The sequence below is a fragment of the Streptomyces sp. NRRL S-1813 genome, assembly GCF_000719605.1.
In the GTDB taxonomy this organism is placed as follows: Bacteria; Actinomycetota; Actinomycetes; order Streptomycetales; family Streptomycetaceae; genus Streptomyces; species Streptomyces decoyicus.
On record NZ_JOHB01000001.1, the window covers coordinates 180,633 to 197,181 of the forward strand.

19 protein-coding genes are annotated in these 16,549 nt (G+C 66.5%); all 19 read left to right on the forward strand.

Annotated features, from left to right (window positions below; all coding sequences use genetic code 11):
• Positions 1–33 precede the first annotated feature (33 nt).
• The 19 genes from IF67_RS0100790 to IF67_RS0100885 all read left to right on the forward strand — a co-directional run bounded on the left by IF67_RS0100790 (position 34) and on the right by IF67_RS0100885 (position 16,471).
• On the forward strand, positions 34–381 hold the full coding sequence (locus IF67_RS0100790) for a phage tail assembly protein (protein WP_030981225.1): 348 nt from the start codon (positions 34–36) through the stop codon (positions 379–381).
• 59 nt (positions 382–440) lie between these two features.
• Positions 441–761 carry a hypothetical protein gene (locus IF67_RS43545; protein ID WP_158713020.1) on the forward strand — a complete coding sequence of 107 codons (321 nt, stop codon included), beginning with the start codon at positions 441–443 and terminating at the stop codon, positions 759–761.
• Between the two features lie 6 nt (positions 762–767).
• The gene (locus IF67_RS0100800; RefSeq protein WP_030981227.1) at positions 768–3,467 is read left to right on the forward strand and encodes a phage tail protein; all 2,700 of its coding nucleotides are present in this window, start codon (positions 768–770) and stop codon (positions 3,465–3,467) included.
• A gap of 52 nt (positions 3,468–3,519) precedes the next feature.
• Complete coding sequence (locus IF67_RS0100805; RefSeq protein ID WP_234340943.1) at positions 3,520–4,341, forward strand: phage distal tail protein; 822 nt, start codon at positions 3,520–3,522, stop codon at positions 4,339–4,341.
• A 9-nt stretch (positions 4,342–4,350) separates the two neighbouring features.
• The gene (locus tag IF67_RS40145; RefSeq protein WP_158713021.1) at positions 4,351–5,358 is read left to right on the forward strand and encodes a hypothetical protein; all 1,008 of its coding nucleotides are present in this window, start codon (positions 4,351–4,353) and stop codon (positions 5,356–5,358) included.
• Positions 5,359–5,442: 84 nt separating this feature from the next.
• Positions 5,443–6,540, forward strand: a complete 1,098-nt coding sequence (locus IF67_RS0100815) for a hypothetical protein (RefSeq protein ID WP_324608859.1) — start codon at positions 5,443–5,445, stop codon at positions 6,538–6,540.
• Positions 6,524–7,273, forward strand: a complete 750-nt coding sequence (locus IF67_RS0100820; protein WP_030981231.1) for a hypothetical protein — start codon at positions 6,524–6,526, stop codon at positions 7,271–7,273. Before IF67_RS0100815 ends, IF67_RS0100820 begins: the two co-directional genes overlap by 17 nt.
• Positions 7,263–7,514 (forward strand): hypothetical protein, encoded by a 252-nt coding sequence (locus IF67_RS0100825; protein WP_030981232.1) that lies wholly within the window; start codon positions 7,263–7,265, stop codon positions 7,512–7,514. The genes IF67_RS0100820 and IF67_RS0100825 overlap by 11 nt, the downstream gene beginning before the upstream one ends.
• A gap of 16 nt (positions 7,515–7,530) precedes the next feature.
• Positions 7,531–7,770 carry a hypothetical protein gene (locus tag IF67_RS0100830; RefSeq protein WP_030981233.1) on the forward strand — a complete coding sequence of 80 codons (240 nt, stop codon included), beginning with the start codon at positions 7,531–7,533 and terminating at the stop codon, positions 7,768–7,770.
• 136 nt (positions 7,771–7,906) lie between these two features.
• Entirely contained in the window at positions 7,907–8,563 is a 657-nt protein-coding gene (locus IF67_RS40150; protein ID WP_030981234.1) for a hypothetical protein, read from the forward strand.
• Positions 8,564–8,690: 127 nt separating this feature from the next.
• Complete coding sequence (locus tag IF67_RS38670; protein WP_037838577.1) at positions 8,691–9,716, forward strand: Lsr2 family protein; 1,026 nt, start codon at positions 8,691–8,693, stop codon at positions 9,714–9,716.
• A 227-nt stretch (positions 9,717–9,943) separates the two neighbouring features.
• Positions 9,944–10,660, forward strand: coding sequence for a hypothetical protein (locus tag IF67_RS0100845; RefSeq protein WP_078889258.1), 717 nt, complete (start codon positions 9,944–9,946; stop codon positions 10,658–10,660).
• Between the two features lie 123 nt (positions 10,661–10,783).
• A complete protein-coding gene (locus tag IF67_RS0100850) occupies positions 10,784–11,506 on the forward strand; it encodes a hypothetical protein (RefSeq protein ID WP_030981236.1) in 723 nt (240 codons plus the stop codon).
• A 56-nt stretch (positions 11,507–11,562) separates the two neighbouring features.
• On the forward strand, positions 11,563–12,114 hold the full coding sequence (locus IF67_RS41010) for a DNA cytosine methyltransferase (protein ID WP_234340968.1): 552 nt from the start codon (positions 11,563–11,565) through the stop codon (positions 12,112–12,114).
• Between the two features lie 253 nt (positions 12,115–12,367).
• Positions 12,368–12,787 carry a hypothetical protein gene (locus IF67_RS45915; protein ID WP_030981238.1) on the forward strand — a complete coding sequence of 140 codons (420 nt, stop codon included), beginning with the start codon at positions 12,368–12,370 and terminating at the stop codon, positions 12,785–12,787.
• Positions 12,784–13,056, forward strand: coding sequence for a hypothetical protein (locus tag IF67_RS0100865; RefSeq protein ID WP_030981239.1), 273 nt, complete (start codon positions 12,784–12,786; stop codon positions 13,054–13,056). Before IF67_RS45915 ends, IF67_RS0100865 begins: the two co-directional genes overlap by 4 nt.
• A 262-nt stretch (positions 13,057–13,318) precedes the next feature.
• Positions 13,319–13,567, forward strand: coding sequence for a hypothetical protein (locus tag IF67_RS44580; protein WP_030981240.1), 249 nt, complete (start codon positions 13,319–13,321; stop codon positions 13,565–13,567).
• Positions 13,564–13,947, forward strand: a complete 384-nt coding sequence (locus tag IF67_RS0100880; RefSeq protein ID WP_051817455.1) for a hypothetical protein — start codon at positions 13,564–13,566, stop codon at positions 13,945–13,947. Before IF67_RS44580 ends, IF67_RS0100880 begins: the two co-directional genes overlap by 4 nt.
• A gap of 76 nt (positions 13,948–14,023) precedes the next feature.
• Positions 14,024–16,471, forward strand: a complete 2,448-nt coding sequence (locus IF67_RS0100885; RefSeq protein ID WP_234340944.1) for a phage/plasmid primase, P4 family — start codon at positions 14,024–14,026, stop codon at positions 16,469–16,471.
• Positions 16,472–16,549: the final 78 nt, after the last annotated feature.

Consider the following 16,549-nt stretch of genomic DNA (forward strand, 5'->3'; position numbering starts at 1 on the left):
CCTCAAGCCTTCATCGAATAGGGGGAGTTCCCAATGAGTGCCATTCTGTCTTGCGCTGACCTCATGGCGGAGGCCCAGAGCGAATACGCCGCGCTTCCGATCCAGACCCGGGCCGGGAACACGGTCCAGCTCCGCAATCTTCTGATGCTTTCCCGAGAGGGCCTGAAGACGGCCCGCGTTCTCCTGGAGGCATTCGAGAAGAACGCCAACAACCTGGAGGAGCTGGAGCCACAGCTCCGGGACCTGTTCCTGGTGATCGCGGACGACCCCAAGGCCATGGCTGACGAAATGAAGGGCTGGCCGCTGGGGATGTACGTCCGCGTTGTGAACCTGTGGCAGGAGGCGACCCAGGCCCCGGAAGCGCCGGACTCGGACAGCTAATTCACGACGGCCACGGCGGGCCCCTGAGAGCTGACCTACAGCGCTATTACGGCCTGGACTTGGCCGATATCTGGCGCGGCACTCTCGCCCCGCGGCGTGTGTGGAATCTGTCCGAGCACCTACCCGAAGACGCCGCGCTTGCGGCCGCACTGGCGGGTGGCCCTGAGCACCGGGGCTGGACCCTTCAGACCTATCTCCTGGCGCACTTGCTTAATTCCGTGCGCTTCGCGGATGCCAACAACGTGCGGGTGAACGGCGGAAAGCTGAAAAGCGATCCCAAGCCTGTTCAGACGCCGCAGCCCAAAACCGAGCGTCCGGCGCTGAATCTCTCGCGCCATCCGCTGGCCCAGCCATTGCCAGACAAGTACATACGGGGGTGACCACTCATGGCCGGACCCGGAGGGCGGGAAGTCGGCCGGCTCGCCATTCGCGTACTGCCGGCCACCGACGGTTTCGCAGCCCGTACACAAACTTTCCTGGACCGGATCGAGGCAAGGGCTCAGGTCAAGGTCAAGGTTCTGCCGGACGTTTCGCGGTTCGCGCCGGAGCTGCGGGCGGACCTGGACCGCACGAAGCGCAGCATCAAGGCCGTGCGGATTCCGGTCACCCCGGATTTGAACCGCTTCGCTGCGGACCTTCGGCGCGGGCTGGCCATGGTCAAGGCAAAAGTCTTGGTTCGCCTGGCGATTGCACCAGGCGAAGTCACGAGACTTCGCGCAGAGCTGGCCGGCATTCGCCCGCGCCCGGTGGTCACGGTAGATGTCCAGGCTGACCGATCAGGGCTCAACAGGCTGGGTGCTTCCCTATCGAACCTGGGCGGTTCAGGGGCTGGTCTGGGATCGCTGATGGGCAGCCTGGGCCGGCTCACCTCCTTGGCCTCCGCGGTCCCGGCCGTGGTCAGCCTGGCGTCCTCCCTGGCGCAGATGGCGCCGGCTGCCGCCATCGCGGCCCCGGCCCTCCTGGCTGTGGGCACCGCCGGCGCGGCAATCAAGATCGGCATGAGCGGCGTGGCCGAAGCGCTCGCCGGCGACGCGGACGCCATGGCCAAGTTGGCGCCCTCCGCCCGTGCGTTCGTCACAGAGGTGCAGGCCCTGAAGCCGGCTTGGCAGGGTCTCCAGACCTCCGTACAGGGCGCCCTCTTCAAGGGCCTGGGCGACTCGCTGGCCCGGACCGCTTCCTCCGTGCTGCCCGTCCTGCGGACCGGCCTCACTGGAGCGGCCGGAGCCCTCAACCAGATGGCCACCGGCGCCATGAACGCGGTCAAGACGCTGGCCAGTAACGGGACGTTGGGGCAGGCACTGAGCGGGGCCACGGCGGGCCTGCGGAATCTCTCCGGGCTTCCGGCGGTCCTCATCAAGGGACTGACTCAGATTGGAGCCGCAGCCGCCCCCGCATTTCAGCGGCTGACGGCCTCTGCCGGCACTGCCCTGCAATCGCTGTCCCAGAAAATGACCGGGGCGTTCAACTCCGGCGCCATGCAAGCGACCATCGAACACGCCCTAGCCATGGTGCGAACCCTGTTCGGCACCCTGGCGAATATCGGTACGACACTGGCCAACGTCTTTGGTCCGGCTGCCGCTGCCGGCGCGGGGTTTCTGGGGGTGCTCTCCCAGATAGCCGCAACGACCGCGCGAATAACCGCGACGCCGCAAGCGCAGGCGACATTCACGGCGCTTTTCCAGACGCTTTCGGCGCTGGGTGGCGTAATCTCCGGAACGCTCGGGGCCGCCCTCCGGGCTGTCATGCCGCTACTGAATTCTCTGGTAACAAACCTTGCCGGACCGATTCAGGCTTTGGCGGCCACGGTCGGGCCAATTCTTGCCCGACTCGCCGCGCAATTGGGTACCGCGCTGGGGCCTGTAGTCTCGTCCCTCTCATCTGCGCTCGGTTCTATTCTGCCAATTATTGGCCAGCTGGTCGGGCAATTGGCGGGATTTTTGGGACCTGTTCTTATTCGAACGGGCGCCTTGATTGGTCAACTCGTAAATACCCTGATGGGTGCACTAAAGCCAATTCTCGCGCAACTGCCGGCAATTCTTGGGCCCATTCTCGCGATTGCGAGTCAGCTCCTGGGAATTGTGTTCAAAATCGCTGGGCAGCTCATTGCGGCACTGGCGCCCGCGCTGGCAACCATCGGTGGCGCCTTGGGGCAATTGATGAAGGCCCTTGGGCCGCTGGTCGCGGCTCTGGGAACTGCACTGATGGGCGCGCTAAAGGCGATCATGCCAGTGGTCACCCCGATCATTGCCATCATCGGCAAACTCGCTGGAATTCTCGCGGGACTTCTGGCGTCTCAGATCAAGAATATCGTGGTGCCAGCAATTCAGTTGATCACGAGCCTTCTCAAGGGGGACTTTTCTGGGGCGATCGACGCCGCGAAGCGGTTGCTCTCTGGAATGCTTACGCACTTCGGAAACATCTTCAAGGCGATCGGTCAAATCGTCCTCTTGGGAATCGCCAAGATTCTTCCGCTTTTCGCTCGGTTGGCGATACAGGCGCCCGGCTACATCCTGAAAATGGCGCCCAAGCTGGCCCAGTTTGCTGGAATGGCGCTAATGCAAATGGGGGCGGCGCTTCGGGCTCATGCCCCTCAAATCATGGCATTCTTCGCTAGCATTCCCGGTAGGGCAGTGAGGGCGTTGGGCAATCTCGGGGGCTATCTGGTTAACGCTGGGCGGCAGCTCCTGGGCGGTTTCATCAGCGGTATTACCTCCCGGATTTCTGGAGTGAAGAACACGCTCCAGAACCTGACGCACAGCCTGACCTCGTGGAAGGGCCCGCCGGCTGTGGACCGGCGCATCCTGACGCCCAATGGCCGTCTGGTGATGCAGGGGTTCATGTCCGGGATCTCCGATCAAGTACCGCTGCTGCGGCGCCAGTTGGGCGGGATTACCGACAACTTTTCCATGTGGGTCGGAGGGTCCGCAGCGATGAAGCCGGAACATGTTCCGGCCCCTTCCGGCCTGGGCGTTCTGGGCCCGGCGGGCGGGGGCGCGTCGGTGCAGATCGAGAACTTCCATGCGGGCGGCATCTCGCCCCAGCAAGTTGCCCGCGAACTGGAATGGCGCATGAAGGCACGGGGGTGACGTGGACGACCTGATAACCCGGGATGGCCAAATGCAATGGGGCGGGCTCCTGTTGGGAGAGACCACTTCCTACGTGGGGGTGCAGCTCACCGGCTGGGACGACCTGCCGGACCTGGAAAACGGGACCGTGGCCATGCCCACCCAACACGGGGCATGGCCAGGCCCGCTCCTGGCCGGCACCCGGAGCCTTACGTGGGAATTCCGCATCCTGCCGGCCCGCCGCCAGGACTTCCCCCTCCTCCTGGACCAACTCCGCCGGGTCACCGGCATTCGCCAGGAGGAACAGCCCCTTGTGATTCAACTCGCCGGCGCCCGCCGGCTGATGTGGGCACGCATCACGAAGCGCGCCCTCACTGCGGATCAGACCTACACCCGCGGGGAGCCCACCGGCTCCCTGGTGTGGGAGGCATCCGACCCCCGGCGCTACGAAGTGACCCAGCGCGTGGCAACAACGAGGCTCCCGCCGGCGGAACCTGGCCTTTCCTGGCCGCTGACCTGGCCCCTGGACTGGGACAGCACCAAGGCCGGGGACGGGTGGCTGGAGGCGGAGAACACCGGGGAAGCCCCTTCTCACCCAGTCGTGATCTTCCACGGCCCGCTCAAGCTCCCTGCGCTCATCGATGAGGAGAGCGGCCGGGCCCTGGAGTACGCCGTGGCCCTGGGGCCGGACGACACGCTCACGGTCGATTGCGCGACCGGGACGGCTGTCCTCAACGGGAGTGCTTCCCGTCTCGACACCGCTACGGCCCGCAGTGCGCCGGAGCGGACATTCACCTTGGAGCCGGGCCCGACCCGGTTCCGGTTCAGCGCGGAGAGCGGTCATGACGACCCCCGCGCTTCTGTCTCGATCCTTTGGCGCTCTGCCTTTTGGTAAGGAGAAACCTTGACGGTACGTAGTGGCTGGCTTGTCACCCGCTCCGAGTGCGGAGCCGGCCAGAGCCGGGAAGACACGCGGCTGGTCCCCCTTGGCACCATGACGCCCACAGGCGAGATGACCACACGCGGCGGCGTGATCCCGGGAGGCGACCCCTTCGCCCTGGCCCGGGTCAGCGATATGCAAGCGGCCATCGGTGCCGGTCGGGCGATCGTCCAGGGCCGGGCCGGACAGGGGGCCTACCCCGTAGCCGTCACAGCCCCAGAGGTTCTGGCCTTTGCAGATGGCGACTACCAGCACCCCCGCGTTGACGCCGTGGTGATCCGCGTCCTGGACGCGCAGTACGACGCTGCGGGGTACGACGTGGCCCGGCTGGAGGTCATCCAGGGCACGGCCTCCGCCCACCCTGTGGCGCCGGTCGTGGCCGGCACCGCGGAACTTCTGTATGAGGTGACGATCCCGGCCGGCGCATCCCAGTGGACCGGCGGCCTGGACTGGGCCACCGCCGTTACCGACCGGCGCCGGACCACAGCCTCTGTTGGTGGCATCAACCCGCCCGGCTGGTCCGATAGCTGGTCCGGCGCCTACGTGGGCCAGTACCGCGACAGCGCCGGCGGCCTGGAACGCTGGGACGGTTCCGCCTGGACGCCGTACCCCTCCCCGGAGGCGGCCGTGGCCTGGGTGCCCGTCGCCCTGGCGGAGGGCTACAACAACGACGGCAACAACGCCGGCCCCCTGCGCTATCGCCGCTTCACGATCGCCGGCGTCCCTCACATGCAGTGGCGTGGCGGCATCAGCTGGACAAGGAAGGGTGACCCGCCCAATGACGGCGCAGCCCTGGCAAAGCCCCTGCCGGACGGCTTCCGGCCCAAGCGCTACAGCCCCGTTGCTGCGGCTGCCGGCGGCGTCCCGCTGAAGATCGATTTCACCACGGCGGGACAGGTCCGGCTGATCGTCCCGGAGGGCGTGACCACCTGGGCGGCCTTCACCGGGATCACGTACCCGCTGGACAAGTAGAGGGGGTGGAGGGTGCCGGAACATGTTCCGGACCCGTTCCGGCTCCTGTTCACGGACCTGGGAACGGACAGGCTCCTCGACGCCTTGCCCGTCAAGGGCCTGAAGTTCGACGACTACATCGGCAAGGCGGGCTCACTTGCGGGAACCATCCCGATCCCGGACCGCTCCATGTCCGCCCGCGTGCAACAGGCCGTACGGCCGGGACGTACAGCGGTGTGGGTGGAGCGGGGCCGCGAACTGTGGTGGGGCGGCATCGTGTGGACACTGACGCCCCAGGTGGACGACCACGGATTCGTGACCGCGGACCTTCAGGCGGCCACATGGGACAGCGCCCTGGATCACCGCATCATCTACGACCGGCAGACCGCCACCCACCTTGATCAACTGGCTATCGCGCGGCAGCTCGTGGAGTACGCCCAGATGCAGCCCGGCGGAGACCTGGGGATTCTCATGGACCCGGCGCAGACCTCCGGCGTACTCCGGACTCGCAAGGTGGGCGGCGACGAAGTACCGAAGGTCCGCGAAGCCCTAGACGACCTGGCCAAGGTGGACAACGGCTTTGAGTGGCGGATCAGGGTCTCCCGCTCGGAGGCCGGCGCACGCACCAAGTCCTTGCAGCTCGGATTCCCCGTGATCCGTACCGGTCAACGCCCGCTGATGCTGACCTACCCGGGCAACGTCCTGGCCTACTCGTGGCCGCAGGACGCCACCCAGGTGGCGACCGTGTGGCAGTCGCGCGGGGCCACCACCAACCGAAACCAGGCCACTGCCAGCACGCCGCTTCTCTCGGATCGGCTGGAGGCCGCGGAGGAGCTGGCGGCCGGCTGGCCCCGGCTGGACGGCAGCAGCGACTACAACACCGTGCGCGATGCCACGACGCTCAATGAACACGCCCGCGCGGACCTGGACGCCGCGCGGAAGCCGGTCACCATCCCCACTCTGCGCGTGCGGCTGGATTCCCAGATCACCCCCGACTTGATCGGGGCAACCGTGCGCCTGCGCATCTCGGACACCTGGCACTACGAGGGTCTGGACGCCTCGTACCGGGTGGTGGGTTGGCAGGCAACGCCAGCCGAACGCGGAGCCGGCGCCAGCCTGGAACTGTATTTGGAGGCGAACAACAGTGGCCAACGTGCCGCAGGACATCACGGATCGACTCAAGCGGGTGGAGCGGCAGCTTAAAGACCTGACCAGCGCCGCGAACAAGGCGCCTGCCCTGGACGAAATCCAGCGCGGTGACGTGGTGATCGGCGAAGGCGGCCAGCTCCGCGCCGAAACCCCGGACGGCAAGCGCGTTTTCGCAGTTGGCCAGACACCCCGGGAAGACTGGGGCACCATCCTTGGCCGGCAGGACGGCACACAGGCTCTCGCGGTTGGGGTGGATCGCACCGCACATGACGCCCAGATGATCCGGCTGTTCAGCCGGAGCGGTGATGCCATCGTCATGGATGATCCGTGGGCGGACGGCTACCTGGGCCGCCCGGCCCTGCCCATCCCGTGGCAGCCGACCCCCGGATGGACCACCGCGACCAAGGCCAAGAACGGCGTGGTCAGTTGGTACGCCGCCACCCGCGTCCAGTGCCCCGTCCTCCACCTCGTCACGGAGACCTACGCGTCGGCAGGAGCGACCGCGAGTGTCGTCCTGGAGTGCTCCACGGGGGACGGCTACGAGGAGTGGGAGACCTGGACGGCCGCCGGCGGCCGTGCTGGCGCGTGGACCACACACACGGTGACACGGCCCATGCACGGGATCGGCCACTTCACCGATGCCACCTGGCGCATGCGCCAGGGCGTCAGCAAGGGAAGCGGCCGGATCACCACCCACGTCATTGGCTCCTACCAGCGCAACACCCTGGCCAAGGACGAGGTGCCGAAGGCACCGGCCGAGAAGGGGGACGGAGGCAGTGACCAGTAGCGAGCGAGACCGCGACGGGGACCGCCTGGAGGTGACGATCTCCGCCCGCGAGATCTACGACCAGGTAATGGGCCTCCGGCACGACTTCCACGACGTACGCCAGGACCTGGAGGCAGTGATCCGGGCCCAGGAGGGCCAGGCCAACCGCGTGGGCCGTGTGGAGCGCTGGATGGCGGCTCTTCCCCTTGCGGTCCTGGGAACGCTCGGAGCCCTGTACCTGGCAGCAATCAAGGGCGCCTGACAGAAATGGAGTGCGAATGTTCGAGACCGTACGGGCCTGGGTGCAGGCCAACCCCGTCCGGGTGCGCGCGGCTATCGCGGCTCTGGTCGGTTGGCTTAGCCACCAGTACCCGCAGATAGAGACTGCCATTGGTAGTAAGAGCCTGGTGGCGGTCCTGATGGGACTGGTCACGCTCGCACTGGGCGAGGCCGCCTCACGGAAGGTGGCGGCCTCCAAGGCTCACGCGAAGACCTATGACGGCAAGATCATGGAATGATCAATGGCCCGGACCGATCGGACTCAACTCCGGTTAGTCCGGGCTACTTTCATGATCAACCAGAAGCGGAATACCCCCGTACGGGTCACGTGAATGGTAATCTGAGTCCGTCTGTATTCAACGGAAGGCGCCCCCCATGAGTGACAGCAACGCGGCGATCTTGGCTGCCCTGGAAACGGCATGGGAGGTCATCCAGAGTCGGCATCCGGACCTACCAGGCGTGACGGTCACCACTGGTATGGCTGTCCTGCGGGACGGGTTGAATTGGAGCCTGCGCGACAGCGTGGCCGCCCAGGAGGTCACGGCCGTGGTCTCGACGGAGCCGCCGGAGCTTCGGCTGTCCGGCGAGACCCTGCAAGCGGGGCCCAAGGCCGTTCTTACGTCCATGCTCCATCAGGCCACCCACGCCCAGTGTGCTCTACGGGGAATTCGGGACTGCACCAACCGGTACAAGTGGCATAACCGCAAGTTCCGCGAAGCGGCATCGGAATTCGGTCTTGCCTGGCCAGAGGGGATGGACCGGGACCTGAAGCGGGGGTTCGCGGACGTTCACCTGACCCAGGAAGCCCAAGGGGTATACGCACCCCTACTCGATGCCCTGGATGGATCGCTCAAGACGTGGAAGCGCACAGCGAAGAAGGCGGCAGCCGCAGCGCCGAAGACCGCAGGGCGTACGGACTCCCGCCTGGTCCTGACCTGCGGGTGTGGGCGCAAGGCGTACATGGCCAAGACCAGCTATGCCCAGGGTGGCGTCACCTGCGACGTGTGCGGGGAGAAGTTCACGGTTCGTTGAGAAGCAACACAACCCGTACGGGGTTGTGTTGTGTTACGGTTTCCTTGCTCGGTCACCGGAGAAGGCAAGGCTCCGGTGGCGGCACTCCAGTACGGCACCGAAGACCAGAATCCAAGAGGGGGCCAACATGGCAGCCAAGGAGACAAGCACCAGCACGCAAACGCCGGCCAAGGGCGCCAAGAAGACGGCGGAGCGTCGCACGCCCGCCAAGTCCGCCCAGAGCAAGGTCACGGCCCGCCCTTCGGCCGACGCGGCGAAGAACGCAGAGATGCGCGAGTGGGCTAAGTCGGTCGGTTACGAGAACGTCGGCTCCGGCCGGGTTCGGGCGGAGATCCGAGAGGCGTTCGAGAAGGCCCACACGACCACGGACGCAGCTCCGGAGCTTTCGGCAGACGAGATCACCGCGCGCATGGCGAAGAAGACTGCGGAGAACAAGGAAGCTGCGGAAAAGGCAGTGGCGCTGTCCCGCCGAGTGGTTGAGGGCGCCATTGTCGGCGCTCCGAGCCCGGCAGCTCTCGCGGCCCTGGAGGACCCGAAGGTCTCTGAGATCTACAACGCCGCCAAGCCGCTGGTGGCTGAGTACCACCAGGTGGAGGGTCGGGCTACGGAATTGCTCCGGGAGATCTCCCGCAAGCTCATCGACCTGCGGAGCCTTTTCAAGGACGACAACGGCCGTACCGACTGGAACGGCAACTCCGCGACGTACAAGGCGCTGGCTGATGCCCTTCTGAGGGAGGCCGGTATCCCCGCTGACAGTGAGGGCAGTACCCGGCGGGCCATCGGCCACCACATCGAGGACCGTAAGCGGGAGTGCATCCCGGCGAAGGAGCACGACTACTACGGGGTGCAGGCCCTCACGCGGGGACAGCGCCAGGGTCTCGCGCAGAGGCAGGCTAAGGCCCTGGTAGAGGTGGACAAGGTGGTGAAGGACACCAAGAAGGCCAAGGGGCCGGCTGACGGTGCCCAGATGGTGGTCCTTGCCCGCAAGATCGACGCCGGTATCTCGGCCTACCACGAGACGCAGCTTGCGGCCCTGAGCCCAACCCAGCGCAAGACGTTCCGCCAGACGCTGGAGGAGACCCGCGCGAAGGCGGACGCTCTCCTGGCCAAGCTCCAGGAACTTGAAACGCCTGCCGCTGGCGATACAGCCTGACCGTCCTGCAGAACGCTCAACAAGCCCCCGCTCCATACCCGGAGCGGGGGCTTTGCGCTGCCTGCTCCGGCGCTGCGTAACCCCTCCCAGACAACTCCCCCGGAAGCCGCAAGCGGCCTTAGAAGGCCCTGTAGTAGGGGAGTTGGGCATTGGGAGCCCTTAGCACCATCACGCGCGGCGGGAGCCGCTTCTACGTCGATAGCGACTCCGGAGCCAAGGCCCCGGGCGTGACCTCCATTCTGTCGATGCAGCCGAAACCCTTCCTCCAGTTCTGGGCAGCCAAGGAAGTAGCTCAGGCAGCAGTGAAGAACCTCGGTTCTCTGGTGGGCCTGGCCATGCAGGACCCGGCCGGCGCGGTTGATTACCTCAAGGGCGCCCCGCGACGCATCACCAAGGAGGCCGCGGAAACCGGCACTGCCGCCCATGACCTCTTCGAGCGACTTGCGCGGGGGCAGAATCCGGGCCGCGTCCACCCGGAACTTGAGCCTTTCGTAAGGCACTTCCGGGAGTTCCTGGAGACGGTGAAACCCCGCTTCCTCTATATCGAGGATGCCATTTGGAGTGACCGCCACAACTATGCGGGCTCTTTCGATGCGATCTGCGAAATCGCGGGGGAAGTCGTGATGCTGGACTTCAAGACGACCCGTTCCGGCGTGCATGAGGACGTGGCCCTCCAGCTTGCCGCGTACAGCAATGCAGACAGGATCGTCCGCGCCGACACCGGCGAGTCTGAGCCCCTGCCTGATATCGACGCGGCGGCCGTCCTCCATGTCCGCCCGGAGGGCTGGAAGCTTGTCCCTGTCCGGCACGCCCCGGAGCTGTTCGACGTGTTCTTGAACCTCCGGGCGGTCTTCGACTGGGACCGCGAGATGAAGCGTGGAGTGATCGGCCGGCCCGTCGCCTCCGGCGGTGAGGCAGAGACCGGCAGCCAGCGCCGCAAGTAGCCGGTGCGGGGCTGTAACGGCCCCCAGACAACGACACCGAGCCAAGGCCCCGGGGGCCGGCTGTTCATACGCCCCCGGGGCCTTGCGCTGCCCACACCGTCAAGCGAATTCAAGTGAGGCCGCGTGTCCCTGCGCATTTTCGAGACCGACCCCAACGCTCTGCCGAAGACCTTCAGCTCCGATTTCGTGGGCCGCTTCCGCGCCGGCCAGCTCCTGAACAACCGGCCCGTGGCCCTGCCCGCATGGCGGATCACCACCGGAGACCCCGAAGTGGCCGATGCCGTGGCCGGCCTGTACGGCGGTACCCCGCAGGAATGGGAGACCACCAAGGAAGACAACCGCGAAGTTCTGACCAACGCGGACAGCGTGCGCGTCATCGTGGACGGCGCGGAGGCAGTCTCCTCCCGCATGGCCCTGTACGGCATGCAGGGCGTCATTCACGCCTGTGATGGTGTCGCCTTCCTGGAGCCGGAGGAGGACCGCGGGAAGCCGTGCGGCTGCCCGAGCGACTTCAAGGAGCGCCGGGCCCTGGCGAAGAGCGGCCGTGGCCCGAAGCCAGATATCCGAATCAGCTACCGCCTGGCTGAGGCTCCCTCCCTTGGGGTCTTCCGACTGGTGACCTCCTCCTGGGACTTCACCCGGTCTCTGCCGGCCACCCTCACCGCACTGGACAAGGTGCAGGGCCCCGCCCTGTGTGACCTGTACCTGGAACTGGTGGAGTTCACGACCTCCGCCGGCGTTGACGTGACCTATCGCCACCCGCTCCTCAAGGTCCGCGGGCCGGCCCCGGCAGACGTGGAGGCGGCGCTCCCGTCGCTGACCAAGGTGGATGAGGCCCCGTTCTGATGTCTTCAGACAACACCCGGATTCTCGAACTGTGCGCTGGTTACGGGGGTCTAGGCATGGCCGCCAGCGCCCTGACCGGTGCACGGGTCGCCTGGGTCGCGGAGACCGAGAAGGGCGCCTCCGCCGTCCTGGCCGCCCGCTACCCCGACGCCCCGAACATCGGCGATATCACCGTTTACGACTGGTCCCAGCTCGCGGGCCAAGTCGAGATCATCACGGCCGGATTTCCGTGCCAGGACATATCCAATGCAGGGAAGAGAGAGGGCATTGCCGGAAAGCGCTCAGGAATCTGGCGGAACGTCGCTGAAGCCATTCGCATACTACGACCCCGACTCGTCCTCCTGGAGAACGTCTCAGCCCTCCGAATCAGGGGCCAAGGTGTCGTCCTCTCCGACTTGGCCGCGATCGGGTATGACGCACGATGGGTGTGCCTACGAGCGTCCGCCGTGGGAGCCGCCCACCACCGGGACCGCTGGTTCTGTCTCGCCCGTCCCGCCAGCGCTGTTCGCGACGCCCACGGTCACGTTCATGAGCGCACACTCCACGACGAATTCCGGCAAGGGTCGGCCGCTGGGGAACGAGGTCACACACCGTCTCCCACCGTATGAATGCGGCGCAGACCCATGCTCGATGCCATACCTTCCCACGCCTTTGGCATCCGACGCGCAGGGGGGAACCCGCTATGGCAGCGGAAGCCTCAAGCTCCAAGGTGCGCTGAACCTGCTCCCGACGCCGACCGCTCGCATGGGGCGGGGCCCGTCTCAACTGGACCGTCGACCCGCCGGAAATGACGACCTGCAAACCCGGGTAAGGCGGGATCTCACCCCAACTGGCCCGTGGCTCAAGACTCCCACCTCCAACTTGGGAGGCAGCGGGGCAGCCCAGCACCCGGACAAGCGCAAGGCCGGCGGCCACGGCCCCACCCTGGATGATGAAGCGGTCTACCTTCTGCCCTACGCCAGCGGCGAAGACGGAGCGGACCTGTCGGAGTCCCCCTCCGGCTGGTGGGGCGACTACCTCCCGGCCATCCGTCGATGGGAGGCGCTGACCGGCCAGGCGGCCCCGCGGCCGACCGAGGTAGGCCCGCGCGGGGGAAGGAGGCTGGCCGCCCCGTTCGCGGAATGGCTCATGGGACTTCCGCACGGTTTCGTCACCGAGGTGGAGGGGCTGAGCCGATCCCAGCAACTCAAGATCCTTGGCAACGGCGTGGTCTGGCAGCAGGCTTTCCACGCCTACGCCTACCTGATGGCCGCGACTGCACCCGAGGAGGCAGCAACGTGAGCAAGCGCGGCCATATCCACGACTTCACCGGCGCCCCGATCATCGAAGGGGACACCGTGGTCTACGCGACCCGCCAGGCCAACCGGGTCCGGATGACGGAGGCTGTGGTCCTCAAGACCACGTCCGCGATCATCGGCGGGCGCGTCGTGCCCCTGCTCAAGGTGAAGCCCACCGGTCAGGAGTCCGGGTTCGTCCGTCGGCGGAGCTTCCGTGTGGAGACCATCGCAGCTGAACACGTCGCTGTAACGATCCCTGGCGATGAACTTTAGATTCTCGCCCGCACCGGCCCCCGTCGCACCTACGGCGGGGGCCTTGTCGTGACCGGAACATGTTCCGGTCAGAAGGAGCGACATTGAACGTCCTGGAGATCAGGGGGAGTCAGTCCCCGCCGCTGGGAGAGATCCGCGCCCTGACCGGCGGGGAAGTACACCTCTTCCCGACCGCACGCGAGCGGGAGGACTGGCCCCGGTACATAGACGCCTTGGCCTCCGCCATCGCGCATGGTGTGAGCGTGAAGTGGGTGAGCCCCTGATGGCCCGCACCATCGCAGTAGACGCGGACCGGGTGTACCGCGCCGTGATCGTGAAGACCTACGCAGCCAACGCTGAACGCCCAGAGCGCACGGACCAGCACGCAGAAGGGCCGTATGACACGGTGGGTGTCGCCCGCCGGAGGGCAACCCTCTGGAAGAACTTGGCCCAGGAACAACGGGGTTGGGGCCCTTCCCGAGTCGACGCCTACGTTGAGAGCGCGGCTCTCAACTGGGAGCGGATGGAGTGAGCAACCCGAACAAGTCCCGGGGCACCGCCTGGGAGACAGCCATAGTCCGGTACCTGAACGAGGTATTGGGTATCCCGCTGGCGGAGAGCGGGGCCCCGAAGTTCGGAGCTCGTCACCTGTTGCCGATCCGCCGGAAGGTACAGACCGGCCAGCACGACACAGGCGACATCGATGCGTATCCGTTCGTCCTGGAGGCCAAGGACGAGAAAGCGCACCGCTTCTCGGCGTACGTGGAGCAAGCCAACAAAGAGGCGGCTAATGCTGAAGTGCCTTACGGGGCTGCCGTGGTCAAACGCCGCGGGAAGAACGTCCGTCATGGCTACGTCGTGATGGACCTGGAAACCTTCGGCCGGCTGCTCAAGGACGGCCGGCGCGGATAGATCCCCGGACGGGCGTGTAACCGGTCCCAGACAACGGTCTGGACCGGTGCACGCCCGTTTTTGCGTTGGAGGGGATTTGAAAAGTCTCGCGGAGTTCCTGGGCCGCTTCCCACAGGTTGTGGAGGAGCGCGGGGAGTATGGCGTCCAGTGCCCGGCCCACGAGGACAGCCGCCCCTCCCTGTGGTTTCGACTCAAGGAGGACGGGAGCCTCCTGGTCAATTGCTGGGTGTGCCAGGACCGTGCCAAGGTGCTGGCGGCGCTGGGCTGGAGCGCGGCAGACCTGTACGACTGGGCGCCGGGGGAGGGCGTCACGGTCTCCTCCAAGCCCGTTCCGGGAGACCTCACTCCTGGGCACATTGCGAGCCTGGCCACCTACGTGGACACCACGAATCTGGCGTTCATGGGGGAGAGCGAAGAGGCCGCGCGGGCGCGGGCGTATGTCTGGCAGCGTTTCGGCCTCGATGCGGAAAAGGCCGCGGACCTGGGCCTGGGTGTGGATGCCCTGGGGGTTGACGGGGTGTTCCCGCACCGGTCGCCGGCCTACCAGCGCTATCCCCGTGTCACGGTCCCGCTCGTGGACTTCCACGGCGTCCCCAAAGGACTCCAGGGCCGTGACCTGACGGGCGACTGTCCAGCACGGTGGGTCAGCCTGTCCAACCCGGACGGAGCCGAGTGGGGCAAGTACGGCGTCCTGCGTGCCAGCAACACCGGACCCGTGTTCATCACGGAAGGCCCCGGCGACGGGCTGACGGCCGTTGCCGCCGACTATGACGCCGTGCCCATTCGGGGCGCCACGCTGGCCGGCAATGAGGCGCTGGTGGAGGAGCTGGCGGCCGGCCTGGGGGACAGGGAGGTGATCCTTGCCGGCGACCGTGACGCCGGCGGCGCCGGCTTTAACACCACGCTCGCTGACGCCCTCACCCGCGCCGGCCTTGTGGTCCGCCTTCTGGAGATAGCCCACCAGGGGGACGACCTGACCGCGTGGCGAGCCCGGGACACCGACGCCTTCCCGGTCGTCCTGCGGACGGCCGTCCGGCGAGCCGCTGTGCACGTCGTAGATGTGGCGGCGGGGGAGCCGGAACATGTTCCGGACCTCATCACGGAGACGGCTGGCTCCCCCCTGCCGCTCACAGACCTGGGTAACGCAGAGCGGCTGTACCGCCAACTGGGCGGCCACATACGGATGGTGCCAGGTGTCGGGGTGTCGAAGTGGACCGGCCGGCACTGGCGGACCGTTCCACAAGAGGCCCTGTACGCAGACGTACGAGCCGTGATCCACGCCATGCCCCATGAGAAAGGCCAGGACCCGGAGCGGCTGGCAAAGCACGTCCACCAGAGTCAGAACGCCAGCCGGGTCAAGGCCATGGTGGACATGTTGGCGTCCATCCCTGGCGTCTACGCGGCCCCCGACGAATTCGACGCTTTCCCCCACTTGCTGGCGTTCCGCAATGCGGTTGTTGACCTGCGCAATGGCGCAATGCGTGAGCACGCGCCGCAGGACATGAACACCTACTTCGTGAACCTGGACTACGATGCGAACGCCCAGGCGCCACGTTGGGAACGCTTCCTTGCGGAGTGCCACCCCACAAGCCCGCAGACACCCGACTTCCTACGGATGCTGACCGGCTACGGCATCACAGGCCACGCTGTGGAACGGATCTTCGTCATGCACGTTGGGGAAACCACGAATGGGAAGACGACGTTCACGGACAGCCTGGAGAACGTATTCCGGGAGCTGATCAAGAGGGCGGACCCCTCACTGTTCGAACGCCGGCGGGAGAACGGCGGACCCCGGGCGGACATTGTGGGCCTTCGCGGAAAGCGACTGGTCCTCTCCAGTGAGTGGCCAGCCGGCATGAAACTGGACCAAGCCCTGATGAAGTCGCTTACCGGAGACCAGTCGATTACGGCCCGCGGCGTCTACGCCCGGTCGGAGATCACGTTCCGGCCCACGGCCCTGGTCCAGGTGGACACGAACTACCCGCCCGACGTGGACGCCACAGATGCCGCACTGTGGCAACGCGTCCGTGTCGTGCCCTGGCTGGAGGACTTCCGTGGGCGAGAAGACCGACACCTCAAGTCAGCACTTGCCCAGGAGAGTGCTGGGATAGCTGCCTGGGCAGTGCGGGGGGCTATCGAGTGGTACGCCCAGTACAAGGCCGGCCGGGGCCTGGCCATCCCGGCAGCTGTGGACAAGGCCACTGCCCGATACCGCGACGCCTCCCACCCCCTGAGCGGGTTCATTGAGGCCGGCGGAGACGAATTCGAAGTGGGGGAAGGCGCGTTCACGACCCGGACGGAGGTCTGGGAGCGCTACCAGACGTGGTGCGAAGACTCCGGCATCCGGCACAGGATGACCAAGCCGCGTGTGTACGCGGCTGTGCGCTCTTTCCCTGGCGTGGCTGAAGGGGCCGGCAGCGGCGTGCACAGAGGCATACGAGGGTTCCGCAACCTGCGCGACTGCCGGGCCGTGAAACCGGCCCCAGACAACACCGGTGCAGACATCTTCGGCCAGCCGAAGTAAGAACGCGACACCACCGAAAAAGGGGGTCGGCCTGCGGGCTGGCCCCCTTTTCGCATGCCGCAATACAGGCCGGCGCCT

Coding starts and splice junctions, on each gene's coding strand:
- IF67_RS0100790 (WP_030981225.1), top strand. CDS start 34: ATGAGTGCCATTCTGTCTTGCGCTGACCTCATGGCGGAGGCCCAGAGC.
- IF67_RS0100800 (WP_030981227.1), top strand. CDS start 768: ATGGCCGGACCCGGAGGGCGGGAAGTCGGCCGGCTCGCCATTCGCGTA.
- IF67_RS0100830 (WP_030981233.1), top strand. CDS start 7,531: ATGTTCGAGACCGTACGGGCCTGGGTGCAGGCCAACCCCGTCCGGGTG.
- IF67_RS40150 (WP_030981234.1), top strand. CDS start 7,907: ATGAGTGACAGCAACGCGGCGATCTTGGCTGCCCTGGAAACGGCATGG.
- IF67_RS38670 (WP_037838577.1), top strand. CDS start 8,691: ATGGCAGCCAAGGAGACAAGCACCAGCACGCAAACGCCGGCCAAGGGC.
- IF67_RS41010 (WP_234340968.1), top strand. CDS start 11,563: ATGGCCGCCAGCGCCCTGACCGGTGCACGGGTCGCCTGGGTCGCGGAG.
- IF67_RS44580 (WP_030981240.1), top strand. CDS start 13,319: ATGGCCCGCACCATCGCAGTAGACGCGGACCGGGTGTACCGCGCCGTG.